Annotated in this window: 29 protein-coding genes and 1 pseudogene; 6 read left to right on the top strand and 24 right to left on the bottom strand. The window is 48.4% G+C overall.

Translation table 11 applies throughout. The features are described 5' to 3' along the window. Nucleotides 1-7: 7 nt before the first annotated feature. The 6 genes from astA to rpe all read right to left on the bottom strand — a co-directional run bounded on the left by astA (nucleotide 8) and on the right by rpe (nucleotide 6,032). Entirely contained in the window at nucleotides 8-1,027 is a 1,020-nt protein-coding gene (astA, locus tag C2M35_RS13005) for an arginine N-succinyltransferase (protein WP_105200078.1), read from the bottom strand. A gap of 116 nt (nucleotides 1,028-1,143) precedes the next feature. Next, nucleotides 1,144-2,343 carry an aspartate aminotransferase family protein gene (locus C2M35_RS13000; protein ID WP_105265524.1) on the bottom strand — a complete coding sequence of 400 codons (1,200 nt, stop codon included), beginning with the start codon at nucleotides 2,341-2,343 and terminating at the stop codon, nucleotides 1,144-1,146. Between the two features lie 683 nt (nucleotides 2,344-3,026). Continuing rightward, nucleotides 3,027-3,608 (bottom strand): anthranilate synthase component II, encoded by a 582-nt coding sequence (locus tag C2M35_RS12995; protein WP_105265534.1) that lies wholly within the window; start codon nucleotides 3,606-3,608, stop codon nucleotides 3,027-3,029. Between the two features lie 69 nt (nucleotides 3,609-3,677). Further along, nucleotides 3,678-4,682 carry a tryptophan--tRNA ligase gene (gene trpS, locus C2M35_RS12990; RefSeq protein WP_105200076.1) on the bottom strand — a complete coding sequence of 335 codons (1,005 nt, stop codon included), beginning with the start codon at nucleotides 4,680-4,682 and terminating at the stop codon, nucleotides 3,678-3,680. A 16-nt stretch (nucleotides 4,683-4,698) separates the two neighbouring features. Then, nucleotides 4,699-5,361, bottom strand: coding sequence for an HAD-IA family hydrolase (locus C2M35_RS12985; protein ID WP_105258139.1), 663 nt, complete (start codon nucleotides 5,359-5,361; stop codon nucleotides 4,699-4,701). After that, nucleotides 5,358-6,032, bottom strand: coding sequence for a ribulose-phosphate 3-epimerase (rpe, locus tag C2M35_RS12980; protein WP_105265523.1), 675 nt, complete (start codon nucleotides 6,030-6,032; stop codon nucleotides 5,358-5,360). Before rpe ends, C2M35_RS12985 begins: the two co-directional genes overlap by 4 nt. A 257-nt stretch (nucleotides 6,033-6,289) precedes the next feature. Between rpe and C2M35_RS12975 the strand changes: the two genes are divergently transcribed. Then, complete coding sequence (locus C2M35_RS12975) at nucleotides 6,290-6,598, top strand: hypothetical protein (RefSeq protein ID WP_105214874.1); 309 nt, start codon at nucleotides 6,290-6,292, stop codon at nucleotides 6,596-6,598. Between the two features lie 12 nt (nucleotides 6,599-6,610). After that, on the top strand, nucleotides 6,611-6,790 hold the full coding sequence (locus C2M35_RS12970) for a DUF2970 domain-containing protein (protein ID WP_105200072.1): 180 nt from the start codon (nucleotides 6,611-6,613) through the stop codon (nucleotides 6,788-6,790). Here the strand turns inward: C2M35_RS12970 and C2M35_RS12965 are convergent. From C2M35_RS12965 to zapE, 11 genes and pseudogenes are all read right to left on the bottom strand, one after another. After that, nucleotides 6,746-7,624 (bottom strand): Dam family site-specific DNA-(adenine-N6)-methyltransferase, encoded by an 879-nt coding sequence (locus C2M35_RS12965; protein ID WP_105200071.1) that lies wholly within the window; start codon nucleotides 7,622-7,624, stop codon nucleotides 6,746-6,748. The two genes, C2M35_RS12970 and C2M35_RS12965, sit on opposite strands and share 45 nt — an antisense overlap. 329 nt (nucleotides 7,625-7,953) lie before the next feature. Next, on the bottom strand, nucleotides 7,954-9,024 hold the full coding sequence (aroB, locus tag C2M35_RS12960; RefSeq protein WP_105265522.1) for a 3-dehydroquinate synthase: 1,071 nt from the start codon (nucleotides 9,022-9,024) through the stop codon (nucleotides 7,954-7,956). A gap of 21 nt (nucleotides 9,025-9,045) precedes the next feature. Beyond that, entirely contained in the window at nucleotides 9,046-9,564 is a 519-nt protein-coding gene (gene aroK, locus C2M35_RS12955; protein ID WP_105187988.1) for a shikimate kinase AroK, read from the bottom strand. A 220-nt stretch (nucleotides 9,565-9,784) separates the two neighbouring features. Next, entirely contained in the window at nucleotides 9,785-10,267 is a 483-nt protein-coding gene (locus C2M35_RS12950; RefSeq protein ID WP_105200069.1) for a ClpXP protease specificity-enhancing factor, read from the bottom strand. Further along, nucleotides 10,267-10,893, bottom strand: coding sequence for a stringent starvation protein SspA (sspA, locus tag C2M35_RS12945; protein ID WP_105200068.1), 627 nt, complete (start codon nucleotides 10,891-10,893; stop codon nucleotides 10,267-10,269). Before sspA ends, C2M35_RS12950 begins: the two co-directional genes overlap by 1 nt. 141 nt (nucleotides 10,894-11,034) lie before the next feature. Continuing rightward, nucleotides 11,035-11,772, bottom strand: coding sequence for a cytochrome c1 (locus C2M35_RS12940; protein WP_105200067.1), 738 nt, complete (start codon nucleotides 11,770-11,772; stop codon nucleotides 11,035-11,037). Continuing rightward, a complete protein-coding gene (locus tag C2M35_RS12935; RefSeq protein WP_105200066.1) occupies nucleotides 11,769-13,034 on the bottom strand; it encodes a cytochrome b in 1,266 nt (421 codons plus the stop codon). The genes C2M35_RS12940 and C2M35_RS12935 overlap by 4 nt, the downstream gene beginning before the upstream one ends. Then, nucleotides 13,034-13,630 carry a ubiquinol-cytochrome c reductase iron-sulfur subunit gene (petA, locus tag C2M35_RS12930; protein WP_105200065.1) on the bottom strand — a complete coding sequence of 199 codons (597 nt, stop codon included), beginning with the start codon at nucleotides 13,628-13,630 and terminating at the stop codon, nucleotides 13,034-13,036. The genes C2M35_RS12935 and petA overlap by 1 nt, the downstream gene beginning before the upstream one ends. Before the next feature lie 476 nt (nucleotides 13,631-14,106). Next, the gene (rpsI, locus tag C2M35_RS12925) at nucleotides 14,107-14,496 is read right to left on the bottom strand and encodes a 30S ribosomal protein S9 (protein ID WP_105200064.1); all 390 of its coding nucleotides are present in this window, start codon (nucleotides 14,494-14,496) and stop codon (nucleotides 14,107-14,109) included. A gap of 13 nt (nucleotides 14,497-14,509) precedes the next feature. Then, nucleotides 14,510-14,938, bottom strand: a complete 429-nt coding sequence (gene rplM / locus C2M35_RS12920; RefSeq protein WP_105187995.1) for a 50S ribosomal protein L13 — start codon at nucleotides 14,936-14,938, stop codon at nucleotides 14,510-14,512. A gap of 246 nt (nucleotides 14,939-15,184) precedes the next feature. Then, a pseudogene (gene zapE / locus C2M35_RS12915) lies at nucleotides 15,185-16,272 on the bottom strand (cell division protein ZapE). Between the two features lie 100 nt (nucleotides 16,273-16,372). On the opposite strand from zapE, the gene C2M35_RS12910 reads away from it, so the two are divergent. The 3 genes from C2M35_RS12910 to C2M35_RS12900 all read left to right on the top strand — a co-directional run bounded on the left by C2M35_RS12910 (nucleotide 16,373) and on the right by C2M35_RS12900 (nucleotide 19,485). Beyond that, the gene (locus C2M35_RS12910; protein ID WP_105200063.1) at nucleotides 16,373-16,825 is read left to right on the top strand and encodes a YhcB family protein; all 453 of its coding nucleotides are present in this window, start codon (nucleotides 16,373-16,375) and stop codon (nucleotides 16,823-16,825) included. Between the two features lie 120 nt (nucleotides 16,826-16,945). Then, nucleotides 16,946-18,298, top strand: a complete 1,353-nt coding sequence (locus C2M35_RS12905; RefSeq protein ID WP_105214878.1) for a DegQ family serine endoprotease — start codon at nucleotides 16,946-16,948, stop codon at nucleotides 18,296-18,298. 104 nt (nucleotides 18,299-18,402) lie between these two features. Continuing rightward, the gene (locus C2M35_RS12900) at nucleotides 18,403-19,485 is read left to right on the top strand and encodes a trypsin-like peptidase domain-containing protein (RefSeq protein WP_105200062.1); all 1,083 of its coding nucleotides are present in this window, start codon (nucleotides 18,403-18,405) and stop codon (nucleotides 19,483-19,485) included. A gap of 52 nt (nucleotides 19,486-19,537) precedes the next feature. Here C2M35_RS12900 and murA read toward each other — a convergent pair whose 3' ends face one another. From murA to C2M35_RS12865, 7 genes are read right to left on the bottom strand one after another with little or no spacing between them, the layout of a single operon-like run. Next, nucleotides 19,538-20,797 (bottom strand): UDP-N-acetylglucosamine 1-carboxyvinyltransferase, encoded by a 1,260-nt coding sequence (murA, locus tag C2M35_RS12895; RefSeq protein ID WP_105200061.1) that lies wholly within the window; start codon nucleotides 20,795-20,797, stop codon nucleotides 19,538-19,540. A gap of 11 nt (nucleotides 20,798-20,808) precedes the next feature. Beyond that, the gene (locus C2M35_RS12890) at nucleotides 20,809-21,066 is read right to left on the bottom strand and encodes a BolA family protein (RefSeq protein ID WP_105200060.1); all 258 of its coding nucleotides are present in this window, start codon (nucleotides 21,064-21,066) and stop codon (nucleotides 20,809-20,811) included. A 5-nt stretch (nucleotides 21,067-21,071) separates the two neighbouring features. After that, on the bottom strand, nucleotides 21,072-21,365 hold the full coding sequence (locus C2M35_RS12885) for an STAS domain-containing protein (RefSeq protein ID WP_105265521.1): 294 nt from the start codon (nucleotides 21,363-21,365) through the stop codon (nucleotides 21,072-21,074). Further along, nucleotides 21,358-22,035: an MlaC/ttg2D family ABC transporter substrate-binding protein gene (locus C2M35_RS12880; RefSeq protein ID WP_105200058.1), complete on the bottom strand. Its 678-nt coding sequence runs from the start codon at nucleotides 22,033-22,035 to the stop codon at nucleotides 21,358-21,360. Before C2M35_RS12880 ends, C2M35_RS12885 begins: the two co-directional genes overlap by 8 nt. A 6-nt stretch (nucleotides 22,036-22,041) precedes the next feature. After that, nucleotides 22,042-22,596, bottom strand: coding sequence for an outer membrane lipid asymmetry maintenance protein MlaD (gene mlaD, locus C2M35_RS12875; protein ID WP_105200057.1), 555 nt, complete (start codon nucleotides 22,594-22,596; stop codon nucleotides 22,042-22,044). Between the two features lie 12 nt (nucleotides 22,597-22,608). After that, nucleotides 22,609-23,397, bottom strand: a complete 789-nt coding sequence (mlaE, locus tag C2M35_RS12870) for a lipid asymmetry maintenance ABC transporter permease subunit MlaE (protein ID WP_442792512.1) — start codon at nucleotides 23,395-23,397, stop codon at nucleotides 22,609-22,611. Next, a complete protein-coding gene (locus C2M35_RS12865) occupies nucleotides 23,397-24,191 on the bottom strand; it encodes an ATP-binding cassette domain-containing protein (RefSeq protein WP_105200056.1) in 795 nt (264 codons plus the stop codon). The genes mlaE and C2M35_RS12865 overlap by 1 nt, the downstream gene beginning before the upstream one ends. Before the next feature lie 203 nt (nucleotides 24,192-24,394). Here C2M35_RS12865 and C2M35_RS12860 point away from each other — a divergent pair, with 203 nt between their 5' ends. Beyond that, nucleotides 24,395-25,366, top strand: coding sequence for a calcium/sodium antiporter (locus C2M35_RS12860; protein WP_105200055.1), 972 nt, complete (start codon nucleotides 24,395-24,397; stop codon nucleotides 25,364-25,366). Nucleotide 25,367: the final 1 nt, after the last annotated feature.

The following is a 25,367-nucleotide window of genomic DNA, read 5'->3' as shown; positions in this document are numbered from 1 at the left end:
TGACTCCTTATAATGCTGCCACGCACACCTGGTCGCCGCTCTGTACTTTGAGCGCATCGGCGGTGCTTTGCGTTAAAATAATTTCGGCGTCATCGCCACCATCTAGATCTACCTCAACCACCAGGGCACGGTAATCTTCAATGTTCTGATTGGCCACCATCACCGCGTTGTCGCCCTGGCTCTCACCTATCACTACGGTGCGCAGGCCACTGTTGATAACGGTGCGGATATTGTCGACCTTGGCTTCCACCGTAGGACCGGCATCGAAAATATCGACATAGCCGTTAAAGGTGAAGCCTTCGCTTTTAAGCAATTCAATGGCTGGACGCGTATTGGTATGAACCTGACCTACAACCTGCTGCGCTTCTTTGCTCAACAGGTTTACGTAAATCGGGTATTTCGGCATCAATTCGGCGATAAAGACCTTCTGGCCTATGCCGGTCAGGTAATCCGCGGTGGGGAAGTCCATGCTGAAAAAGTGCTCTTCAAGCCACTGCCAAAACGGACTGCTGCCCTGCTCGTCGGATACACCACGCATTTCGGCGATCACTGTGTCAGCAAAACGCTCACGGTGCTGGTTAATAAACAAGAAACGCGATTTAGACAGTAACTTGCCATTAAATTTTTGCCGATATTTTTCCTTCAGGAACAGCGTACAAAGTTCGGTGGCGCCGGTGTAATCGTTACACAGGGTTAGAATATCAACCGCCTTGTACACACCTAAGGTGCGAGACGAGTGGATCACTTTGGAAAGGTGGTAGTGATAAAATGCATCATCTAAACCCACCGCAGCTTCAATGCCACAGGTACCGGCGATTTCACCGGTTTCGCTATCTTCAAGAACAAACAAGTAGCCTTCATCACCGGCTTTTGCTGTCGGCTTGGCGAAGGATTCAATAGAACGGGTGATCTTATTCTGCAACAACTCTTCATTCAGTGGCAGCGAGGTAAAACCATGCCCCGACTCCTCGGCGATAACGAGCAGCTCTTGATAATCTTGTTGTCGGATTGGGCGAAGAACCATCATAGATCCGCTTACTCCCTAAAGGTTAAACCATAACAAGCCTGGCGCCGCGCCATGCAGCGCCAAACTTCAAATTGACCGGCGTTCTAGTAGTTAGACAGAACGCCGCGGTGAAGTGCTTAAACTAGGCTGGCAACCGCTTTTTCAAAGCGTGCCATGCCTTCACGAATCTCTTCTTCGCTGATCACCAATGACGGTGTAAAACGTACCACATCGGCACCGGCCACAAGCGACATCAAACCTTGTTCCATGCTGGCAACCAGGAATTCACGGGCACGACCCTTGAACTTATCGTTCACTACTGCACCGATAAGCAAGCCTTTACCACGCACATCACTGAAAACATCGTACTTAGCATTGATGTCATTTAGAAGTTGCTTAAATAGCGCTTCTTTTTCTTTTACGCCTGCTAATACCGCAGGGTCATTGATAGTGTCGAAAGCCGCTTCGGCTACCGCACACGCCAGCGGGTTACCGCCGTAGGTTGAACCGTGCGTACCCGGCTTAAGGTGCTTGGCAATCTCTGTAGTGGTCAGCATGGCACCGATAGGGAAACCGCCGCCCAAGGCTTTAGCCGAGCTCATGATATCTGGAGTTACACCCAGACCCTGATAAGCATAAAGCTCACCGGTACGGCCAACACCTGTTTGTACTTCATCGAAAATAAGCAGTGCATTGTGCTTATCGCACAACTCACGTACGCCCTTAACGAAATCAGCTTCAGGAGCAATGATGCCGCCTTCACCTTGCAGTGGCTCCATCATAACCGCACACGTGTTGTCATCGATCAATGACTTGAATGCTTCCAGGTCGTTGTAATCACAATGCACAATATCACCCGGCTTAGGACCGAAACCGTCTGAATAAGCAGCCTGGCCACCCACGGTTACGGTAAAGAAGGTACGACCGTGGAAGCCTTGGTTAAAGGCAATGATTTTTGATTTTTGTGCACCGAAGTTATCTAGGGCCCAGCGACGAGCAAGCTTTAGTGCCGCTTCGTTAGCTTCCGCACCCGAGTTGGCAAAATAAACCTGCTCGGCAAAGGTCGCGTCGGTCATTTTTTTGGCTAAACGCAGTGCCGGCTCATTGGTCCAAATATTCGACAGGTGCCAAAGTTTCTCGCCCTGCTCTTTTAATGCCGTAACTAGCGCTGGATGACAATGACCCAAACAGTTAACCGCAATACCACCGGCAAAGTCGATAAACTCACGGCCTTGCTGGTCCCATACACGAGCACCTTCGCCGCGTACCGGGATCACATCCGATGGGTTGTAGTTAGGAACCATTACTTCATCAAATAAAGCGCGATTAACTGTCATTTTCTTTCCTCATTGAGTCTGGCGTTAAAAGTGGGTACCAAGTACAGGTCTGGGGACCTTAAAGCTAGTGCAACACTCTTAACAAGGCTATGAAATCCGCCATTAAGGCGACGGACAAAGCACTACATGAATAACATCATTATTTCAGAAAAAACCCGTAAAGTCTCATGCAAAGCTTTCATGCAGACCCCGTAAACACAGGCATTGAGGGTAGATTTTCACCTTGAGTGAATAACTATTTTAGCGCCATTAATAAAGAAGCCATATGGCATGAGTTGCCGCCGTCAAAGCGCATACTGAACAGTATTTGAATGAATATACGTAAAAAATTTACAAAATATTTTCAGCAACGGCTTATTTTGCATCAGTTTGCTGGGTGAAAGTACCTAAATCGATACCAGGTAAAGGGGTAAGTTGAGGATTTTGCAGGCCAAGATAGCCACAGCATTACCGCCGTTCATCCGCTACAACCAATGGTTCTGGCAAGAGCCATTGGCCTGCACCAAAATCTTGGCCACGCCGCTGAACTATGACGGCTTACCTAGGTGGAGTCATAAAGCACAGGCTTAAGCTTCAATGTCTTCTTTGATGAAGAGGTGTAAGTTGGTACTCACATTGGCGCGAGGAATCTACGCCTTTAGACTTGAACCAAGTGTGCCTGCTGAGTTGCTATATTCTGAGCGTTAATTTCGCTGGATAAAGTGCTTTAGCATGTCCAACCCGTGCTGGGTAAGAATGGCTTCCGGGTGAAACTGAATCCCTTCTAAGGCCTTATCGGTATGCAATAAGCCCATGATTTCATCCATCTCCCCCTGCTCATTCTCGGTCCAAGCGGTAATTTTCAGCTCGGCTGGTAAGGTTTCCGGGGCCACCACCAAGGAATGATAACGACACACCTCAATGCGCTCGTCTAATCCGGCAAAAACGCCCTGCTGTGTAGTACGTATCACAGAAGTTTTACCATGCATAACCTCTCTGGCACGCACCACTTGAGCGCCTAAGGCCTGGGCTATGGTTTGATGTCCTAGGCAAACACCAAGAATAGGAATACTGCCCTGAAAACGGCGCACCAGATCAAGGGAAATACCCGCCTCATTGGGACTGCATGGTCCGGGCGACAGTACTATATGCTCGGGTTTAAGCGCTTGAATATCGGCCAGGGTCAATTCATCGTTGCGCTTAACCAAGACTTCCTGGTCAAGACGCTGGAAATACTGCACCAAGTTAAAGGTAAATGAGTCGTAGTTGTCGATCATTAATAACATGGAATCTTCCACTAAAAAGCCAAGCATTTACACGCTTGGCTTTGGATTAGTCTATTTCTGCCCTAACGCTTAAGGACGCGGAATAAAGCCAAGTGCGTCGTACACTGCTTTTAATGTCGGCGCTGCCTTCGCTCTGGCTTTCTCAGCGCCGCTGCGCATGATCTGATCCAACAACGCCTGATCCGCACGGATCTCTTTAAAGCGCTGTTGAATAGGCTCAATCATGGCTACCACGGCATCGGCGGTGTCCTTCTTCAAGTGACCATACATCTTGTCTTCGTACTCAGGCACCAGATCATCGATAGAACGCTTGGTTGCTACCGACAGTAAGGTCAACAAGTTTGATACGCCCGGCTTTTCCTGACGATCAAAGTAAATACGTGCCTGCTCGTCAGAGTCTGTCACCGCTTTTTTCAGCTTTTTCTCGATCTTCTTAGGCTCGTCCAGAAGCATGATGTAACCATTTGGGTTTTCATCCGACTTGGACATCTTCTTCAATGGATCCTGCAAGCTCATTACACGGGCACCAAACTCAGGAATATAAGGCTCTGGCAGCTTAAATACTTCACCATAAAGGTTGTTAAAGCGCGTGGCGATATCTCGGGTCAGCTCCAAGTGTTGCTTTTGGTCTTCACCTACCGGCACCTGATCCGCCTGATACAGGAGGATATCGGCCGCCTGTAACACAGGATAGGCAAATAGACCAACATTGACATTGTTGGCGTGCTTGGCCGACTTATCCTTGAACTGTGTCATGCGGTTAAGTTCGCCCATTTGCGCGTAGCAGTTCAACACCCAGGCCAGCTGCGCATGCTCAGGCACCTGAGATTGCACGAATAACGCTGCTTTTTCCGGGTCGATACCACAAGCCGCATAAAGGGCCACACCATCAAGCACACGCGAGCGTAATACTTCCGGCTCTTGGCGAATGGTGATGGCATGCAGGTCAACCAGCATAAAGTAACTTTCATGATGCTCTTGCAAGCTAAGCCACTGGTTAATGGCGCCAACATAATTGCCGATTGTCATACCACCTGTTGGCTGAATGCCGCTTAACACTACTGGTTTACTCATGATGTTCCTTTATTGCTTATCGATTAATGGCGGTGATTATATCTAAGAATTGGTCACAGAGGTACTCTGGATTGTACTGGCGCAGGTCTTCCCCCTGGTGATAACCGCCGCTCAAAGCCAGGGCATCCATGGCCGCTGCTTGTGCCGCCAGCAGATCCGATTTCGAGTCGCCGATCATCAAGGCTTGAGCCGGTTCGACACCAAGCTGCTGGCAAGCCTTTAACAAGGGCTCGGGCGAAGGTTTTTTCTTGCCATCATCGCCACACACAATCACCTGAAAATGACTGGCAATACCCAGCTGTTGCAATAAAGCCTCGGTAAAACATCGGGCCTTGTTGGTGACCAGAGCCTTGGGCGTAGCCGCAAAGGCCGCCAATACAGTTTCAACATGGGGGTAAAGCTGCGAATACTGGCCCAACACCGCAAGATAATGGTGGCAGAACAGCTCGTTGGCACGGCCAATCTCCTGCTCCGTTAGCAACGGATTGGGCTCCATATCACCACTAAGCGCACGCACCACTAGCTGCTCTATGCCATTACCGACAAACTGGCTGACCATGGCGTGAGAGATCACCGGTCGAGCCAGATCGGTAAGCATCAGGTTCACCGCTATGTACATATCCGGCACGCTGTCGACCAGGGTGCCATCAAGATCAAATATCAGCGCCTGGTATTTCACTGAGCAACCTTGGCGAGTTCGCTGCGCATCTGCTCGATGACTACCTGATAGTCGGATTGACTAAAAATAGCCGAACCGGCTACAAACATATCGGCACCGGCGGCCGCCACTTCGGCAATATTATCCACCTTCACACCACCGTCGACCTCAAGTCGAATATCACGACCACTGGCATCTATGATGGCACGTACCTGCTTAAGCTTTTCCAAGGTATGAGGAATAAAGCTCTGGCCGCCAAACCCAGGGTTAACTGACATTAATAAGATAACATCCAGCTTATCAATAACATGCTCAATAATATGCAGCGGTGTCGCCGGGTTAAATACCAGACCTGCCTGACAACCATGCTCCTTGATCAGAGCCAGGGTACGATCCACATGCTCGCTGGCCTCGGGGTGGAAGGTAATAATGCTGGCACCAGCCTTGGCAAATTCAGGGATCAGGCTGTCGACCGGCTTCACCATCAGGTGCACATCAATAGGTGCCGTGATGCCATAATCTCTAAGCGCCTTACACACCATGGGACCAAACGTCAGGTTCGGCACATAGTGATTATCCATCACATCAAAATGCACCACATCGGCGCCGGCGGAAATAACTCGCTCTACGTCTTCACCAAGACGGGCAAAGTCGGCGGAAAGGATCGAGGGCGCGATCAGGTAGTCTTTCATAATACTGCTCCTTTGAACGGGGCCTATACTTTAACGAAAAATACGCATAGTTGTTAGCGTATGTTTATTTTTGCGAGGTTTTTCATCGATCCCGACGAATTATTTAGAAACAAAACGTTAAAGCCCAACCGTTAACATAAATTAAACATTACACCCTTGTTTTTAAAGTAAAAAGTTTAATTATTTTTAAAAGTTCAGTTGTTTTTTTAAACAACTTTGCGTAAGCTCTAGTGACTAGTTAAGGATCGGAGAGGGATATGTTGTTAGTGCTGAAAAAACATGCGTTGTTAGCAGGCGTTGCAACTACTGCTATGATTGTTGGCACTTTTGCTATCCAATCTGGCTCATCTCTTAACTCTGAAACCTATAGCCAATGCGTTTGTGATACCAATGCGTACGGCGAACAAACTCAAGACTGTGCTAATCCTGATGGTGAACAATCTTGGTTTGCTTGGTTTGCCGGCGACAGCCGCAGTGCCCAATTTCATTATTTAGACTTGTTGGAATTACTTAGCCGTAACGACAACAAGGAAAGCGCCCGACAATTCTCTAATACTTCCTACTAGGCAGGAATTCTTATGTGGTCACAAATTCAAACTGTGGTCGCGGCCTTTTTTGGTGTACAAAGCGACGCCAAACGTCAACAAGACTTCAGCAATCATAACCCCAAGATCATTATCGCCCTCGCCATCGCCCTGTTTGTTATTTTTGTCCTAGCCGTGTTTGGCCTGGTTCAACTGGTATTGGCGACCGGATAAATACATAGCCATCAATTCATTGACCTTATTGCGACCATTCCCCTTAGGGCTGATGGTGCGCTTTACCTTGAGCACATCAATATCCGCCTGCTCATAGATCTTTCTGGTCCATAAGGTATCGTGGTTAGAGATCAGTACCGAAGTTTGCTGTTCACCCGCGGCCTGCTCTGCCAAGTTGGCCAGGTTCGCTTGGTCGTCTAGGTTAAAACCGCCTTTGGCGTAGCTGGTAAAGGATGCGGTTTTACTCAGCGGCACATAGGGAGGATCGCAATAAACCACGGCATCTTGCGGTAATGAAGCAAAGACATCGCGATAGCTTAAACAGGTAAAGGTGGCTTGCTGTGCCTTTTCAGCAAAGAAATACATTTCCGCTTCGGGGAAATAAGGCTTTTTATATTTTCCAAAAGGCACATTAAAAATGCCTTTAAGATTATAACGGCACAAGCCATTGTAACCATGACGATTCATATAGAGGAATAGGATGGCGCGTTCGTAGGCATCGCGACTTTCGTTAAAGCGAGCCCGCAAGCCATAATAGACATCGGCGTCATTATTAAGCTCGCAAAACAGCTTACGCGCATCACTGATAAACTCATCAGGCGCATGGGCTAATTCTTTATAGAGGTTGATTAGATCCGCATTGATATCGTTAAGCACGTAATGCTTAAAATTGGTATTTAGAAACACCGAGCCGGCGCCAACAAAGGGTTCAACGAGCGTAGATGCAGAGCTGCCGGTGAGCTCCTGAGCTTGATCTAAACGTTTGGCGATATCTTCGACCAAACTGTATTTGCCGCCCGCCCATTTCAGGAAAGCACGGGTTTTCTTTTGCATCTATTCTACTAGCTCATCTTTAATTATTATCTCACTCCCGGTGCACCACAAGGGTAAATGTAAATACCGGGGTCAACGCCAAATTCTACCGCAATTCAGGGGACTGTTGCGAGTTTATCTCCCCTTTTATCTGCGCTATTTGTTTACCTTAGCGCTGGGCCTCACCAATTAGTAGGCGTATCGCCGCCAACTAAGAGGTTAGTTCATTCTTAGACACGGCCTGAGCCCAGGTAAGCACATGCCGGCCTTTAACGGCACTATGATAAGGCGCACTGCACCTTCTTATTGGTGCTGACCATTATAGGCCACAGGCAGGAGGAGCGATTGTATTAGCGTGTGAGCAGGGTTTCTAGCTCGGCGTCGCTGACATCATCAACCAATTCACAACGTCCAAATTGGCTAGGCAGAATAAAGCGAATGCGTCCCGCTTTGTTTTTTTTGTCCTTGCGCATATGGGCAAGAAACTGCGCTGGGGTCATTTCATCTGGGATTTGCACTGGTAGATCATAGGCTTTGAGCAAGGCAATAATACGCTCAACCTCGGCACTACTTAGCTTGCCTCGGCTGTGTGCCAGTTGTGCTGCCAGCACCATACCGACCGCGACCGCTTCACCGTGAAGCCAGGCGCCGTAGCCCATTTCAGCTTCGATAGCATGACCAAAAGTATGACCTAAATTAAGCAAGGCCCTAAGCCCGGCTTCTTTTTCGTCCGCCGCTACTATCTCCGCCTTAATGGCACAGCAACGCTGTATCACCCTTGGCAATAGCTGAGCATCCAAGGCCTTGATCTCTTCAACATTACGCTCAAGTAACTCGAACAAATCAAGGTCGTAGATCAAGCCGTATTTAATCACCTCGGCCATACCGGCGGCAAATTCCTTGGCCGGTAAGGTGGCCAGCGCAGCGGTATCGATAAACACAGCCTGAGGCTGATAAAAGGCACCGATCATATTCTTGCCCAAGGGGTGATTAACCGCGGTTTTACCGCCTACGGATGAATCCACTTGCGACAACAAGGTGGTAGGGATCTGCACAAAAGGTACGCCGCGCTGATAACAGGCAGCAACAAAACCGGTCAGGTCACCAATAACCCCGCCACCCAAAGCCAGCAAAATGGTATCGCGGCCACAGTTGTGCTCTAACAAAAAGGCATTGAGGCGCTCAAACCATTCCAATGTTTTGTGTTGCTCACCGTCGGGCATTACGAAGACAAGAAGATCCTTATCTGCCAAGCTGGCAATCAGGGTGTCCAGGTAGAGAGGTGCTATGGTTTCATTGGTAACGATTACCGCGCGTCGCTCGCCTACATATTGCTGCAGGCGCGCACCGTCTTGTATTAACTCGTTACCAATAAAGATGGGATAACTGCGCTCACCGAGTTCAACATTGAGTTCCAGCATGCGCAATTCTCCTTGGGATATTTAGAAGTTAAGCTTCTCGATGATTTGGTTAGCCACAACTTTCGCACTCTGCTCATCGGTACGCACAACAAAGTCGGCGATTTCTTGATACAGCGGGTTGCGCTCTTCGGCTAGACGCTCCAACACATGCTGCGGCGCTTCTTCTGTTTGCAGTAACGGACGTCGTTTATCACGCTGGGTGCGGGCAACCTGTTTTTCGATTGGGGTCTCAAGGTATACCACGATACCGCGAGCAGACAGTTTGTTGCGTACTTCTTTACTGACTACTGAGCCACCACCTGTTGCTAATACGATACCCTGAAGCTCGGTTAGATCTGTGATCACCGCTTCTTCACGACGACGGAAACCATCTTCGCCTTCGATATCAAATACCCAAGCAATGTCGGCACCGGTGCGGCGCTCGATTTCGTTATCCGAGTCATAAAACTCAAGGTGCAGTTGGTCTGCAATGTGGCGACCAATTGTGCTCTTTCCGGCCCCCATGGGACCTACTAGAAATATATTACGTTTCTCAGCCATATCTTTTAGTACAAACGAACTCTAAAATTTGAAATAAAACCCCGCCTCGCGACTGGCCCCAAAATTCAAGGGGGAGATTATCTCAGTAATTTATGCCTGTTTTCAAGCATAATACTGCAAATAATCACAGTGGGCGGTGGGTCGATTAGAGAAATCCAGCGCACTTTTAGAACTTAGCCCTGCTTACGATGGATTTCTACTTAAGCCGAATCTGAGTAGGCTACTTAATCACTTTTAAGTGATTAGCTTTTTTGCCTTTGCCGTCGTCCTGACTGTTCTCACGGCTTGCTTGTGGGTTTGGATTGTCAATTGCCTCGAACCCGGCCTGCGGTTGTTGCGGCTCAGACTCGGCAGTTGATTGTACTGATTCAGAACGATCCTGCTCTTCGTATAACTCTTCTTGAGTAAATACCGTGCCTTCGCCATTTTCTCGGGCATAGATGGCCAATACAGCTCCCATGGGTACATACACCTGCATGGGCTGACCACCAAAGCGAGCATTAAAGGTCAATGCTCGGTTATCCATTGAAAATTGCATTACAGCGCTCGGGCTGATGTTCAACACAATTTGTCCGTCTTGAACAAACTGAGTCGGTACCTGTACCTGAGCAAACTCGGCATCGACAACCAAGTGCGGTGTGCACTGGTTGTCGACTATCCAGTCGTAAAAGGCACGTAACAGATAAGGTCTGTTAGGTGTCATTAGAGACGAATCTCACGTTCTGCTTCAGTCAATGACGCTTGGAACGATTCACGCTCAAACAAGCGAATCATGTACTCTTTCAGCTCTTTGCTGCCAGCACCGGCAAGCTCGATACCAAGCTCAGGTAAACGCCATAATAGCGGCGCCAGGTAGCAATCAACTAGGCTGAACTCTTCGCTCATAAAGTATGGTGCTTCATTGAAAATAGGTGCTACCGCAAGCAGTGCTTCGGTCAGCTCTTTGCGTGCTTGCTCGGCATCGCTGCCACCGGCCAGGATCTTCGCAGCAAGCGAATACCAGTCGGTGTCAATGCGGTGCATCATCAAGCGGCTGCGACCACGCATTACCGGGTACACAGGCATTAATGGAGGGTGCGGGAAGCGCTCATCCAAATATTCCATGATGATGTTTGCTTGGTAAAGACCTAGCTCACGATCGATCAAAGTAGGAACCGTACCGTACGGGTTAATTTCGTGTAATGCTTCTGGCAGGTTATCTTTCTCCGCCAAATGGATATCCACGCTCACGCCTTTCTCAGCCAAGACAATACGAACTTGATGGCTGTACATACAATTCGCGCCGGAAAACAGCGTCATTACAGGGCGTTTATTGGCAGCAACGGCCATGCCTACCTCCATTAAAAAATCACAAAGTACAACATACTTTTTGCGTCATCACAGTGCCTAGCCTGACTAAATTCACAGCAATGATTTTAAACGGCAATAGGGGCATACGCCCCTATTGAGTTAACTGGTTGATTATTCTAATTAATGAACATCACGCCAGTATTCTTTCTTCAGTAAGAAAGCAAAGATAAAGAGGATAAATAGGAAACCAATAACCTTGATACCTAAAGACTCTGAATCTAAACGTGAAGGCTCACCTACATAGGCTAGGAAGTTAGCAATGTCGCGAGCAGCATGATCATACTCGTCAACACTCATTTCACCCTGGCCGTCGGTTTCAACCGCTACCACTTTCTTAACTGTTTTTCCGTGCTCTTCCACTTCCTCGAATACAGGATTTGGTAGACCTTGTAGTTCTTGAAGAACGTGCGGCATACCTACAGAAGGGAACACAATGTTGTTTACGCCAAATGGACGCGACTCATCTTTATAGAACGACTTTAAGTAGGTGTAGATGTAGTCAGGTGATTTAACACGTGAAATCAGTGTTAAATCCGGTGGCGCAGCACCGAACCATTTTGCAGCATCGTCTTTTTCCATCGCATTGGTGATGTGGCTACCTACTTTCGAACCGTCGAAAATAAGCGTTTCCTGGCCGATATCGGTAGGAATACCGATATCGCGGAAAGTACGCTCATAACGCTGGTACTGCATTTGGTGACAACCAAGGCAGTAGTTCATAAATAGCTTAGCACCGCGTTGTAATGATGCTTGATCCGTTAGGTCGATGTTTGCTTCTTGCAAAGGCATCGAAGGACCCGCTGCCATTGATAGCGTTGGCAGCAATGCGAATAAACCGATTACTAGTTTTTTCATCACTTAGTCAACCTCTCTGGCAATGGCTTGGTCTTCTCGTTCTTAGAGTAGAAGAACAGTAGCACGAAGAACATAAAGTAAGTAACTGTACAAATCTGCGACAAAATCGTTTTGAAGTCAGTTTGTGGAGTTGCACCTACCCAGCCAAGGATAACGAAGGTTACAACGAACTGAGCAATGTTCAGCTTGTGGAAACCACAACGGTAGCGGATTGATTTAACTTTACCACGGTCAATCCAAGGTAGCAGCGCTAGCACTACAATTGACGCACCCATGGCGATTACACCCATTAGCTTGTCTGGAATCGCACGCAAAATCGCATAGAAAGGCGTGAAGTACCAAACAGGGAAGATGTGCTCAGGCGTTTTCAGCGGGTTTGCCGCTTCAAAGTTTGGCGCTTCTAGGAAGAAACCACCCATAGCCGGCGCAAAGAACACTACGTAGCAGAATAGGATTAAGAAGCCCACAACACCCACAATATCTTTTACCGTGTAGTAAGGGTGGAAAGGAATCGCATCAACGATGTCTTTCTTGTTTGTGTAGTATTCGTGGAACTTGAATTTTGGCTTGTCTTCTTCGGCAACCGTGCCTTTCTTACGCTTGATTTCAACACCGTCTGGGTTGTTTGAACCCACTTCGTGAAGAGCAACAATGTGCAAGAACACTAGGATAACAAGTACCAGCGGCAGTGCGATTACGTGTAGGGCGAAGAAGCGGTTAAGCGTTGCACCTGAGATTACGTAGTCACCACGGATCCACAGGGTAAGGTCATCACCAATCACCGGAATAGCACCGAATAATGAGATAATTACCTGAGCACCCCAGAATGACATCTGACCCCAAGGTAGTAGATAACCCATGAAGGCTTCAGCCATTAGCGCTAGGAAGATAAACATACCGAATAGCCACAGTAGTTCACGCGGCTTCTGGTATGAACCGTAGATCATGCCACGGAACATGTGCAAATAAACCACTACGAAGAACGCCGAGGCGCCAGTAGAGTGGAGATAACGCAGCAACCAGCCGTATTCTACGTCACGCATGATGTATTCAACGGAAGCAAACGCACCTTCGGCCGAAGGAACGAAGTTCATGGTTAGCCAGATACCAGTAACGATCTGGTTTACTAGTACTAGCATGGCTAGTGAGCCAAAGAAGTACCAGAAGTTAAAGTTTTTCGGTGCGGGATATTGTGCGATGTGCATATTCCAGACGCGAGTCATAGGAATACGTTCATCAATCCAGTTGATAATATTACCAAACATTATGCTACCCCTTCGCCTTGCTCAGCACCAACTAGAATAGTTGTGTCGTCAATGAAGTAATAAGGAGGGATCTCTAGGTTTAGAGGAGCTGGAACCGACTGGAATACTCGACCGGCCATATCAAATTTAGAACCATGACATGGACAGAAGAAACCATCGTCTGTGCCTTCCACTTTCTCACCAAAGCCACCTTGTAGGAAGCTAGGAGAACAACCCAGGTGAGTACAAATACCCACGGCCACAAAGATAGTTTCTTTGATTGAACGGAATTCGTTCTTGGCAAACCCAGGCTGTTGCGGTTCATCAGACTGAGGATCACGGAGTTGATCTTCGTGTGCTTTAAGTTGTTCTAGCATTTCCGGCGTACGCGAGATTACCCAAACAGGTTTGCCTCGCCATTCAACACGGATTAATTGTCCAGGCTCTAGTTTAGAGATATCCACTTCTACGGGAGCACCCGCAGATTTAGCTCTCTCACTAGGGTTCCAAGACGCAATAAAAGGAACAGCAGCTCCAACCGCACCCACACCACCTACAACAGAGGTAGCAATGGTCAAAAAGCGGCGTCGGCTGTTGTCTACAGGCGCATTGCTCATCCACTTATCTCCACTATGATTCTCAACACTTGCTATATTGAGAACATCAGTTACAGCAGGTTAATTTTTGAAGTTACAAAATAGAAGCGATCATAAATAAAAGCCTTGATTAAAACAAGGTTATTCACTGTTTCACAGTCGAATAAGCACCCTCTCAGCGACTGAGTCTGGGTTCAAAAAGCGTATTCGATTATCAAGCAGTGCTGTTTATGTTATCGCAAACACTCGCCGCCGACGCTGATAAAGATCAAGGTCTAGTCAAGCAAAGTAGTTTAAAATCACTTCGTTAGTTTATTTGCCCGGCAATTGTAGCAAAAAATTCTCAAAATTATCGGCTTGATTTGCATTAAATCGGGGAAATTATGAAATATTCTCGGCGAAAGAGACCTAAGCCGTCCCCGCGTCGAAAACAGGCAATAAAAAACCCGGTTTGCCAAAGGCAAAGCCGGGTTTTGAAATTCTGGATACGTAATAAATTAACGCTTCGAGAACTGTGTTTTCTTACGTGCTTTCTTAAGACCCACTTTCTTACGCTCAACTTTACGAGCGTCGCGAGTAACAAAGCCAGCTTTACGAAGTGAAGGACGAAGTGATTCATCGAACTCCATAAGCGCACGAGTGATACCGTGACGGATAGCACCAGCTTGACCAGTAGTACCACCACCTTCAACAGTGATGTAAAGGTCAAACTTTTCAGTCATTTCAACTAGCTCTAGAGGCTGACGAACAACCATGCGAGCAGTTTCACGACCGAAATATTCTTCGATAGAACGTTGATTGATTACGATGTTGCCAGTGCCTGGGCGTAGGAAAACGCGAGCACTTGAACTTTTACGACGACCTGTACCGTAGTATTGATTTGCCATGAGTTAGTGCTCCTTAAATGTCTAGAACCTGAGGCTGTTGTGCAGCGTGGTTATGCTCGGTACCTGCGTAAACTTTAAGTTTACGGTACATTGCACGGCCAAGAGGACCGCGTGGAAGCATGCCTTTAACAGCTTTTTCGATGATCATTTCAGGCTTTTTAGCTTGAAGTTTCTCGAAGTTGATAGACTTAAGGCCACCTGGGAAGCCAGTGTGCGCGTAGTACATCTTGTCCTGAGTCTTGTTACCAGTTACGGTTACTTTTTCCGCGTTGATAACGATGATGTAATCACCAGTGTCAACATGAGGAGTGTACTCAGCTTTATGCTTACCGCGTAGGCGACGAGCGATCTCAGTAGCGATACGACCTAAAGTTTTACCTTCAGCGTCAACTACGTACCAGTCACGTTTTACTGATTCTGGCTTAGCAACAAACGTTTTCATTTATAAAAATCCAATGTTTACAATTATAAAACCACAAGCAGAAATTTTTCTGCTGCTCTATTAAATATGCTTCAACCCCTTCGAGTTTAAGACTTAACCCTCAGTAGTGGCTAAACGAACCGAGGTAGAACGGCAAGTGGTAGGCGCGGGAGTATAGCAAAGCAAATAGGGAATTACTACTGCTTAGCTGTTTTTTTGCGCGCCTTTAAGGGGTCGAAGTGGCGGCACCAAAACGCACCGCTAAGATCAGGCCAAATGAGGGCGTTTTAGGTATTCGTGCGACTGCATTTCCTGCAAACGACTAACACAACGCTTAAACTCAAAGTTCAACCGACCACTGCTGTAAAGCTGCTCTATTGGCGCTTCGGCAGAGATGATCAAGGTTACATTACGTTCATAGATTCATCGACCAGAGCGATAAAACGGCGCGCCGCATCATCATTATGCTGGCCCATCAGCTTAACATTGGCCAACAAAACAGTGTTATAAAGACGGGAGATTTCCATATAGTCGACCTGAGAGCGCGCACTTTCGCAAAGCTGCTCAAAATCAAACATCACGATACAGTCGCTGACCATACGGGTGCCTATCATTCGCCCTTCGATTTCAATCTCTTCATTGGCGCGCCCGGGCTCTGGAGAGAGCTGCTCAAAATAAGCAAAGAGGTTTTTATCCGCCTGCTCATCTAGAGGACTGTGGAAGATCTCCGCCTGCTCCAGCGTACGCAAACGATAATCGACACCTGAGTCTACATTCACCACCTCGGTATTGGCCTTAACCAACTCAATGGCGGGTAAAAAGCGCGCTCGTTGCAGGCCATTTTTATATAGCTCATCTGGCACTATATTCGAGGTTGCCACCAAGATGATGCCACGCTCGAACAAGGCCTCCATTAAGCCGCCCAAAAGCATGGCATCGGTGATATCTTGGACGAAAAACTCATCAAAACAGATGATATCCGTTTCACTTTTAAGCTTATCGGCCACCACCAAAAGAGGGTTCTTAACCTCTTGTAATTGCTTTAATTCATGATGCACCCGGTGCATAAAACGGTGGAAGTGCACACGCATTTTACGTTCCGTTGGCAAAGCCTCATAAAAGGTATCTACCAGGTAGGTCTTACCACGACCAACACCACCCCAAAAATAAAGCCCTTTAATGGTCTTCGTGCTATCCTTAGAAAAGAGTCTTGCGAATAAACCGGCCGGCTTGGGTGGTTGCGCGACCATATCATCGAATAGCCTTTGCAGGTGCCTAACGGCATTTTCCTGAGCGGCATCATAGAGAAAGTCGTCACGCTGTAAGTCTTGTTGGTATTTTTGCCAAGGAGTCATGATAGTAACGGCGTACAAAGAGGTAAATTTTCGCGCTATCTTAACACGGCTCATAACAAAGCGTATATTTGGCTAAGAAAGTTTTCAGAAGGGGAAATCTATGTCCACTATTACTTGGATTGGAGTTGTAATCATTATTGCCATTGGCAGCTTCTTTGTTGGTGGCTTGTTTACAAAAAAACGCTTTAAGCAGGAAGAATTAGAGCAACAAGCTGAAAAAGCACAAAACGAGCTGGAACAATATCGCCAGGACGTCGCTGACCACTTGGATAGCACTAATAGACTGATCAATAAATTAAAAGACAACTATGAGCAGTTGGCTCATCATGTGCAGCAAAGCGACCATTTATTGCTGAGCAAAAAGGACCTGGGTGAGAGCCAGCCGTTTTTCTCTAAAGAAACCACGGAACAACTGCAGGCATCATTAAGTCAGCGCCCAGAGCGCCACTCCAGCAACATAGTCCATGACAGCCAGCCGGCCGACTATGCCGCCGGTGAATCCGGACTGTTTCGAGGCGAGAAAAAGGATGTTGAACAAAGACAATCTGCTTGATAAATAAGCAGTCGTTCTACCCTTGAGGAACTAATTTAGCATCCCCATAGTCAGTATAGAAAATAGCTTTATAGGTACCGGGCTGCTTCGCGGCCCTCTCTTTTGGAGTTTGTCTATACTATGAAAATGAAGTTATCAGTTCTCAGTGCCGCAATTTTATCGGCCACATTTTTTATGCAGCCCGGCCTTGCCGAGGCAAAATTACCCGTTGCCGTTGATGGTCAACAACTCCCCACCCTAGCGCCTATGCTCGAGCGCGTAACACCTGGCGTTGTTAGTATTCGCGTTTCCGGCTCCAAGGAAGTCCGTGGTCGTGTCGACCCATTCGACTTTTTCTTTGGTCGCCCTCAGCCTCGCTCGCAAAAGCGCCCTTTTAGCGGCTTAGGCTCAGGCGTGATCATAGATGCCGATGACGGTTATATAGTTACCAACAACCATGTTATCGACGATGCCGAAGAAATGCTGGTGACCTTAGAAGACGGCCGTGAATTTGCCGCCAAGTTGATTGGCGCCGATAAAGAGTCGGATATCGCCCTTTTGCAAATCGAAGGCAAAGACCTGACCGAAATTAAACTGGCCGACTCAGACAAACTACGCGTCGGCGACTTCTCCGTGGCCATAGGCAACCCCTTTGGTTTAAGTCACACGGTCACCTCGGGCATTGTCAGTGCTCTTGGCCGTAGCGGCCTCAATATTGAAGGATACGAAGACTTTATTCAAACCGATGCCGCCATCAACCAGGGTAACTCAGGTGGTGCCTTGGTGAACCTTAAGGGCGAGCTGATCGGCATCAACACCGCCATCCTCGGCGCCTCAGGTGGCAACGTGGGCATCGGCTTTGCCATTCCTTCAAATATGATGAAGAACTTGGTCGATCAGATCATTGAGTTTGGCCAGGTACGCCGTGGCTCGCTGGGGATCTCCGGACGCACGCTGGATGCCGGTTACGCCGAAGCCCTGGATCTTGATGTGAAGCGCGGCGCCATGGTTGAGCGCGTGGTCGAAGACTCGGCCGCTGAAAAGGCCGGTATCAAGGCGGGCGATGTGATCATCAGCGTCAATGGCAATGATATACGCAGCTTCCAGGAGCTACAGGGTAAAATAGCGACCCTGGGCGAAGGTAAGAAAGTGGAAATCGGCCTCTATCGTGACGGCGATGAAATCGAAGTGGACGTCACCCTGGCCGCCGCCGGTGATATCTCCAAAGAAGCGGCGGAAGTGCACCCGGCACTGGCCGGTGCCGAGCTCGAGTCCGGTAAGCGTAACGGCATCAAAGGCGTGATAGTCAATAGCGTCGATCCCCGCTCGGTTGCCGCCCGTATCGGCTTAGAGGAAGGCGATATCATCACTCAGGTGAATCGCCAGCGCGTAGAAACAGTGCGAGAGCTGTCCAGCACCATAGCCGATATTAAAGGCAATATAGTGCTAGTAGTGCGCCGCGGTAACAGCACCTTCTTCGCTCCGATTCAGTAAGCACCACCTCGACTTGCAACAATTCAACAGCGGCGCCCTTGCCGCTGTTGTTACTTCTGTGCCATCATTGTTAGCTCAACAAACTAATAATAATTATTAATTTCGTGCTAAAACAAATCAGATTTGTGCTCGTGCCGCTGCTGAGCGGTTTGGGGCTCGCCTTTATTATGGTGCTGGCCACACCCTCGCTGCGGGATGCCTTACTGCCAATGTTGGCAAGCGACGGCTTTAGCGGCTCACATATGAGCTATGCCACCGCCGTAAAACGCGCCGCACCCGCCGTGGTCACGGTTTATTCCGAACGCATTTCTACTCAACCCCGTTACATGCAGCAACAAAGCACGGTATCGGAAATTGGCTCCGGCGTAGTAATGAGCGCAGATGGTTATATTCTTACCAACTACCATGTTATCAATAGCGCCGATGTGATCATGGTGATGCTCAGCGATGGCCGCCACTTTAGTGATGTGCAACTGGTGGGTTTTGATACCGTCACCGATCTGGCCCTGTTAAAGATAAACGCACAAAGCCTGCCTACCATTCCCATTGATGAAACCTTTTCCCCCCAGGTTGGCGATGTGGTCCTAGCCATAGGTAACCCCTTAAATCTGGGGCAAACCATTACCCAGGGCATTATCAGTGCCACGGGTAAGCAGCGACTCACCGACAGCTCACACTCAAGCCTGTTACAAATGGATGCCGCCATCAACGTCGGTAACTCGGGGGGCGCCCTGGTTAATTCCCATGGCGATCTGGTGGGTATTACCTCGGCCCAGTTTAAAACCCGTAGCAACCTGGATATTCAAGGGATTTTTTTTGCTGTGCCCTACTCCTTGGCCAAAGACGTGATGGATAAGTTGATCCGCTACGGCCGTGTGGTACGCGGTTATATGGGTATGGATGTCACAGCCGTAGATAAACAAGGGCGCGATGTCACCAATAATAAGATGGCCATAGCTGGCATGCGCATTAATAAGCTCGACCCCCTTGGGCCGGCATGGCAGGCGGGTATAAAAGAAGGCGATATAGTTATTCGTATGGGTGGCCACTCGGTCAGCAATATACAGCAAAGCCTTGAGCGTATTGCCAATACCAACCCGGGCACCGAGCTGGAGGTTGAACTCTACCGCGATGGCGAACTACATAAGCTTACGGTTACCGTGGCCGAGCTGGAAACTCGTATGTAATGTTATTGATATAAAAAAAGCTGCCATCAGGCAGCTTTTTTTATGTTCGCTGTTAGTCGCTTACGCGCTTGATGTTAGCGCCTAACGCGGTCAGCTTATCCTCGATATGCTCATAGCCTCTATCAACGTGATAGATGCGATCCACACGAGTTTCGCCCTCGGCGATAATACCGGTAAGAATCAAACTGGCCGAGGCACGCAAGTCCGTGGCCATCACTCGCGCACCGCTTAATTTAGGGGTATCACCACAAATGGCGGTATTGCCCTCAAGGCGGATGTCTGCACCCATGCGCTGCAGCTCAGGTACGTGCATAAAGCGGTTTTCAAAGATGGTCTCTGTAATAGTCGCGCTGCCCTTGGCTACCACGTTTAGGGCGGTAAACTGGGCCTGCATATCGGTCGGGAAACCCGGGTGCGGTAAGGTTTTAATGTTGACCGCTTTAAGTTCACGATCGCGCATATCCAGATAAATGGTATTCTCAGTGACCTCAATATGGGCATTGGCTTCGCGTAACTTTTCAATTACCGGCTCCAGGCTCAGATGATCCGTGTTCTTACACAGGATATCGCCTTTAGCCATGGCCGCAGCAACCAAGAAGGTGCCGGTTTCGATACGGTCAGGCAAAATGGAATGCTCGCAACCACCTAGACGCTCAACCCCTTCAATCTCGATGCGGCTGCTGCCGGCACCGCTGATCTTGGCACCCATATTATTCAGGTACTTAGCAAGATCGCTGATTTCAGGTTCGCGGGCGGCATTTTCCAGTATGGTTTTACCTTCCGCCAGGGTTGCTGCCATCAGCAAGTTTTCCGTAGCGCCTACACTCACTGTATCCATAAAGATTTCCGCGCCTTTAAGACGACCATCAACCTGAGCGTGAATATAGCCGTTTTCCACTTCAATCTGTGCACCCATGCGGCGCATGCCTTGAATATGAATATCGACCGGACGGGCGCCTATGGCACAACCGCCAGGCAAAGAAACCTGGGCCTTACCAAAGCGGGCCAATAAAGGGCCTAGGGCCAAGACCGAGGCGCGCATTTGCTTTACCAATTCATACGGCGCCAGGATATTGTCGACCGTAGCGCCATCGACGATAAGCTTGTCGTCTTGCCAATACACCTCGGCACCCAGCTCTTTTAGCAGGGCTTCCGTGGTAGTGATATCGCGTAATTTGGGAACATTGCTAAAGCAGCTTTTAGAATCGGCTAAAAGGGCTGCAAATAGAATGGGCAGGGCGGCATTTTTCGCCCCGGAAATGGTCACCTCACCGCTTAACGGGGTGCCACCTTGAATAATAAAATGATCCATTACTGTGCCTGTTATTGCGGAAGGATAAATTTGCGTTCACGCTGCCACTGTTCTGGCGTAAAGGCACGAATAGTCACAGCATGTATGGTGCCATCTGAGATTTGCTCCATCAGTGGCTTATACACCAACTGCTGTTTTTTGACCGGGGTTAACCCGTCAAAGCAGTCACCCACGGCGATCACCTGATAGTGGGTACCTTCAACTTTAACTATTACTTCTTCGAGCCCTAGCTCGTCTTTCAATAAAGCTTCAACTTGACTGCTTTGCATTACTCTCACTCAAAAATTTTGTCGACCTGACCCAGTTGCATCAACTTTTGCAGCTGTTCAGGGATATGCTGTAATCGCAACTCTTTACCTTGCTTATGAAGCTGCGACAAGCTGTCTAATAACCAGGCCAACCCAGCGGTATCAACGTGACTAACGTCATTTAAATCCAGTGCTACCTTTGTACTGCCACTGGCGAGCAGCTGCTGTACCAAGGTCTTATCGGCAACACTATATCGGGTTAATTCACCGCTAAGTGTAAATTGGTCATCACTTAGTTGTGATAAGGTCAGGCTACTCATTGCCACCTTCACCACGAAACTGAACTGGCAGTTTACTTTTCTTCTCTAGTAAATCAATGACATGTTCAATGCCTTCCTGGCGTAAAATACCATGCAGCTCACTTTGTTTGGCATCAAGCAAACTAATGCCTTCGGCTATCATGTCATAAGCGCGCCACTGATTGCTATTATCCTTACGCACTTTAAAGCCAATATCAATGTCTGGCTTACCCGGATCTTTAATCGTGGTTTTTACCACTACCACAGTATCGCTACCGAACTCTTTCGCACTGTCGAATTCCACGGTTTGGTTGGTGTATTGGGTAAATACCCCGGCATAAGTGGCTACCAGATAGTCCTTAAACACATCCATAAAGCGCTTAATATTTTCGATGGCCTGCTTTTTCTCCTCAGGGTCTTCGATATTACGCGCCTTTTGAATATAGCTCGCCAGCACGCGATAAGAGGCATACTTATAATCGACATAAGGAAGAAGCTCTTCTTCCACTATCACTTTTAGATGCTCTTTATCGGCGGCAATCTTGCTTTGGTCATGTTCGATACGCTTAAAGGTTTGATCGGCAACCTGGCGCACCATTTTATATGGGTCGCTTAAATCAACTTCCACCGCCTGCGCCTGAGGGGCTAGCAGCAAAAATAATCCTGCTACGAAACTGAAAACCTTATCCATAACTACCTACTCGCTACCTTGATTGAATAGAAACTGGCCGATTAGCTCTTCCAACACCAAGGCTGACTTGGTATCGGTGATCATATCGCCGTCCTTTAACGCTTTTGACTGCACGCCAAAGATGGCGTCAATTGATAACTCATCATCTTGTTGCGACTCGGCCACAGCATTACCCAAACAGGCCTGCTGCGCTTGGTTGCTGGCAATAACCGGGTTAAGGCCCAAGTATTGCTCACCTAAGATTCCCGAGGTCAAAATCGATACCGAAGTGGCATCGGAAAACTTACATTCATAGGCGTTATCTATGGCCATATAGACCACAGGCACAAACTCACTCGGGTGCACCTGAATGGTTTCAACACGGCCGATAACCACCCCGCCCACCTTGATAGGTGCACGAGATTTTAGTGATCCTATATTTTCAAACTTAGCCTGCAATGAATAAGTGCCATTGCTGCCGCTTAAACCCGCATTGGCTACCTTGAGCGCCAGCATAACAAGCGCGGCAATGCCCAGAGAGACAAACAAGCCGACCAAAATTTCAATTTTTCTCGAATTCATGGTGTTAATCCTTTAGCCGCCAAACATCACGGCGGTCAAAATAAAATCGAAGCCAAGCACGGCCAGTGAAGAATGGACAACGGTTTCCGTTGTCGCTTTGCTGATCCCTTCCGATGTGGGGACGCAGTCATAACCCTTGTACAAGGCTATCCAGGTCACCACTAAGGCAAATACACAGCTTTTAATGATGCCGTTGAGTATGTCTTTCTCGAACGACACCTGCGATTGCATAATTGACCAGAAACTACCGCGGTCAACGCCAAGCCAATCAACGCCGACTAAATGCGCCCCTAAAATGGCCACCGCAGAGAAGATGAGTGCCAGCGCTGGCATGCTGATCATGCCCGCCCAAAAGCGCGGTGCAATAACCCGTTTCAAAGGGTCCACCGCCATCATTTCCAGACTCGTAAGCTGTTCGGTGGCCTTCATTAATCCAATTTCTGCAGTTAACGCACTGCCGGCACGCCCGGCGAACAATAGCGCTGTAACCACAGGGCCTAATTCACGCAATAAGCTCAGTGCCACCAAGGGCCCCAAACTGTCTTCGGCGCCATAATCCACCAACACGGTATGACCTTGCAACGCTAATACCATGCCGATAAACAAGCCGGATACCACAATAATAATCAGAGATAAGAAACCCACCATGTAAAGCTGGCGGATCAGCAGCGGCGTGCCCTTACGAAAGTTAGGCATGCTTATTAAAGCACCTAACAACATATAGGTAGCACGGCCCATAGAGGCGAAGCGGCTCAGGGTTTTATGCCCCAGGCGCTGCCAAAACTCGAGCAAGGCTGACATTATGACATTAACTCCTGTTCATAAGGCTGAGCATCAAAATGAAATGGCACAGGACCATCGGATAAGCCCTGTAAAAATTGCTGCACCAGAGGCGACTCATGCTTGCGCAGCTCATCCGGGCTGCCACAACCTATCACCCCTTTTTCAGCGATGATAATCACGTGATCGGCGATGCTCATTACCTCGGGCACATCATGAGTAACGATTAAGGACGACAGCCCAAGAACATTGTTAAGCGAGCGGATCAACTTCACCAGCACGCCCATGGAAATAGGGTCTTGCCCAGCGAACGGCTCGTCGTACATGATGAATTCCGGGTCCAGGGCGATAGCGCGCGCTAGTGCGGCACGACGGGCCATGCCACCAGAGAGCTCTGCGGGCATTAAGTCTTTAGCACCACGTAAACCCACGGCTTGCAGCTTCATTAAGACAATAAGACGGATTAATTCTTCGCTTAGCTGGGTATGCTCGCGCAGTGGAAAGGCGATATTGTCGTACACCGACATATCGGTAAATAAGGCGCCGCTTTGGAACAGCATGCTCATTTTCGTGCGCGCCTTGTATAACGCTGCGCGATTCATGCTGGGAATGCTTTGACCTTGAAAAAGAATATCGCCACTATTTGGCTTGAGCTGACCGCCGATCAGCCGCAGCAAGGTGGTTTTACCTATACCACTGGGACCCATAATGGCAGTGATCTTCCCCTTGGGAATGGTTAGGCTCATATTCTGATAGATAACACGCTCCGCGCGTTTGAAGGTAACATCCTTGATTTCAACGATTGGTTGCGACAAGTCGCTCTCCCACTATTCTTCTATCATGTGACCCGACATTTTAAAGTTTTTTTGCGCCGAGGGAAAAAAGAATCTGTAAAAATTTGTAAGATCATTCAACAAAGCTGTAATGACGACAAATTAGGTGCGTTTTTTTACACAATTACAACGGCTTTTGATACTATTTGCGCCAGTATTTTTTCTAACTCATTGGCTTTGCACTCATGCTCACTTCTTTTGCCATTCTCGTCGCCGGTTTTGTCGCTCTCGTTTGGAGTGCTGACCGTTTTGTCTTTGGCGCCGCGGCTTTGGCACGCAACCTTGGCGTACCCGCTTTAATCATAGGTTTAACCGTAGTCGCTATGGGCTCTTCCGCCCCGGAAATGATGGTGTCGGCGTCAGCGGCGCTGGCGGATAAAACCGATACTGCGGTCGGTAATGCTGTGGGCTCAAATATAACCAATATTCTGCTGGTGCTGGGTATCACCGCCCTGTTGCGCCCGCTGTCAGTGTCCTCGGTAACACTTAAACGGGAAATGCCCTTGGTTTTTGTGGTCTCTGTGGCCGCCTGGTACATGTTTACCGACAACTATTTCTCCAGTGTAGAAGGCTGGTTGCTACTGGCCGGCTTTGTCGCCTTTATCGCTTTTCTTATCGTTATTTCACGCCAGCACAAGAATACTGAGGACGACCCCTTTGTCAGCGAAGCCTGTGATGAAATCCCTAAAGACGTAAGCACCAAAACCGCCTCACTGTGGCTGGTTGTGGGCCTGATACTACTGCCGGTCAGTTCGCATTTTATCGTTTCTTCGGCGGTGGAAATTGCTCAATTCTTCGGTCTTAGCGACCTGGTAATCGGCCTCACCATTATCGCCATTGGCACCAGTTTGCCAGAGCTTGCCGCCTGTGTGGCCGGGGTGTTAAAAAACGAAGACGATCTGGCCCTGGGTAATATCGTCGGTTCAAACCTATTCAATATCCTTGCCGTGCTTTCTCTTGCTGGCATTCTCAACCCTGCTGTGATTGACCCGGCTGCAGCCAACCGCGACGCCCTGGTTATGATAGCCGCGACCATAGTATTAATTGCCATGAGTTTGAACTTTCGTGGTGCCAGACGCATCAACAGGTTAGAAGGAGGCATGTTGCTGGTCGCATTTTTTGCCTACCAAGGATATATTTTTAGTCAGATAGCATAGA

The sequence above is a fragment of the Pseudoalteromonas sp. T1lg76 genome (assembly GCF_002964725.1).
Lineage (GTDB): Bacteria > Pseudomonadota > Gammaproteobacteria > Enterobacterales > Alteromonadaceae > Pseudoalteromonas.
The sequence above is the reverse complement of the archived record's forward strand: the minus strand, read 5'-3'. Positions and strand labels throughout refer to the sequence as shown.

Bases quoted from the DNA above. Each gene is read 5' to 3' on its own strand.
- C2M35_RS12890 (WP_105200060.1), bottom strand. From the start codon at position 21,066: ATGCAAAGCAGTCAAGTTGAAGCTTTATTGAAAGACGAGCTAGGGCTC.
- C2M35_RS12965 (WP_105200071.1), bottom strand. From the start codon at position 7,624: ATGCAAAAGAAAACCCGTGCTTTCCTGAAATGGGCGGGCGGCAAATAC.
- C2M35_RS12970 (WP_105200072.1), top strand. From the start codon at position 6,611: ATGTGGTCACAAATTCAAACTGTGGTCGCGGCCTTTTTTGGTGTACAA.
- petA (WP_105200065.1), bottom strand. From the start codon at position 13,630: ATGAGCAATGCGCCTGTAGACAACAGCCGACGCCGCTTTTTGACCATT.
- rpe (WP_105265523.1), bottom strand. From the start codon at position 6,032: ATGAAAGACTACCTGATCGCGCCCTCGATCCTTTCCGCCGACTTTGCC.
- rpsI (WP_105200064.1), bottom strand. From the start codon at position 14,496: ATGGCAAATCAATACTACGGTACAGGTCGTCGTAAAAGTTCAAGTGCT.
- C2M35_RS12860 (WP_105200055.1), top strand. From the start codon at position 24,395: ATGCTCACTTCTTTTGCCATTCTCGTCGCCGGTTTTGTCGCTCTCGTT.
- C2M35_RS13000 (WP_105265524.1), bottom strand. From the start codon at position 2,343: ATGACAGTTAATCGCGCTTTATTTGATGAAGTAATGGTTCCTAACTAC.
- C2M35_RS12975 (WP_105214874.1), top strand. From the start codon at position 6,290: ATGTTGTTAGTGCTGAAAAAACATGCGTTGTTAGCAGGCGTTGCAACT.
- sspA (WP_105200068.1), bottom strand. From the start codon at position 10,893: ATGGCCGTTGCTGCCAATAAACGCCCTGTAATGACGCTGTTTTCCGGC.
- C2M35_RS12880 (WP_105200058.1), bottom strand. From the start codon at position 22,035: ATGGATAAGGTTTTCAGTTTCGTAGCAGGATTATTTTTGCTGCTAGCC.
- aroK (WP_105187988.1), bottom strand. From the start codon at position 9,564: ATGGCTGAGAAACGTAATATATTTCTAGTAGGTCCCATGGGGGCCGGA.
- astA (WP_105200078.1), bottom strand. From the start codon at position 1,027: ATGATGGTTCTTCGCCCAATCCGACAACAAGATTATCAAGAGCTGCTC.
- rplM (WP_105187995.1), bottom strand. From the start codon at position 14,938: ATGAAAACGTTTGTTGCTAAGCCAGAATCAGTAAAACGTGACTGGTAC.
- C2M35_RS12905 (WP_105214878.1), top strand. From the start codon at position 16,946: ATGAAAATGAAGTTATCAGTTCTCAGTGCCGCAATTTTATCGGCCACA.
- C2M35_RS12995 (WP_105265534.1), bottom strand. From the start codon at position 3,608: ATGTTATTAATGATCGACAACTACGACTCATTTACCTTTAACTTGGTG.
- C2M35_RS12935 (WP_105200066.1), bottom strand. From the start codon at position 13,034: ATGTTTGGTAATATTATCAACTGGATTGATGAACGTATTCCTATGACT.
- C2M35_RS12910 (WP_105200063.1), top strand. From the start codon at position 16,373: ATGTCCACTATTACTTGGATTGGAGTTGTAATCATTATTGCCATTGGC.
- mlaD (WP_105200057.1), bottom strand. From the start codon at position 22,596: ATGAATTCGAGAAAAATTGAAATTTTGGTCGGCTTGTTTGTCTCTCTG.
- trpS (WP_105200076.1), bottom strand. From the start codon at position 4,682: ATGAGTAAACCAGTAGTGTTAAGCGGCATTCAGCCAACAGGTGGTATG.
- mlaE (WP_442792512.1), bottom strand. From the start codon at position 23,397: ATGTCAGCCTTGCTCGAGTTTTGGCAGCGCCTGGGGCATAAAACCCTG.
- aroB (WP_105265522.1), bottom strand. From the start codon at position 9,024: ATGCTGGAACTCAATGTTGAACTCGGTGAGCGCAGTTATCCCATCTTT.
- C2M35_RS12950 (WP_105200069.1), bottom strand. From the start codon at position 10,267: ATGACACCTAACAGACCTTATCTGTTACGTGCCTTTTACGACTGGATA.
- murA (WP_105200061.1), bottom strand. From the start codon at position 20,797: ATGGATCATTTTATTATTCAAGGTGGCACCCCGTTAAGCGGTGAGGTG.
- C2M35_RS12885 (WP_105265521.1), bottom strand. From the start codon at position 21,365: ATGAGTAGCCTGACCTTATCACAACTAAGTGATGACCAATTTACACTT.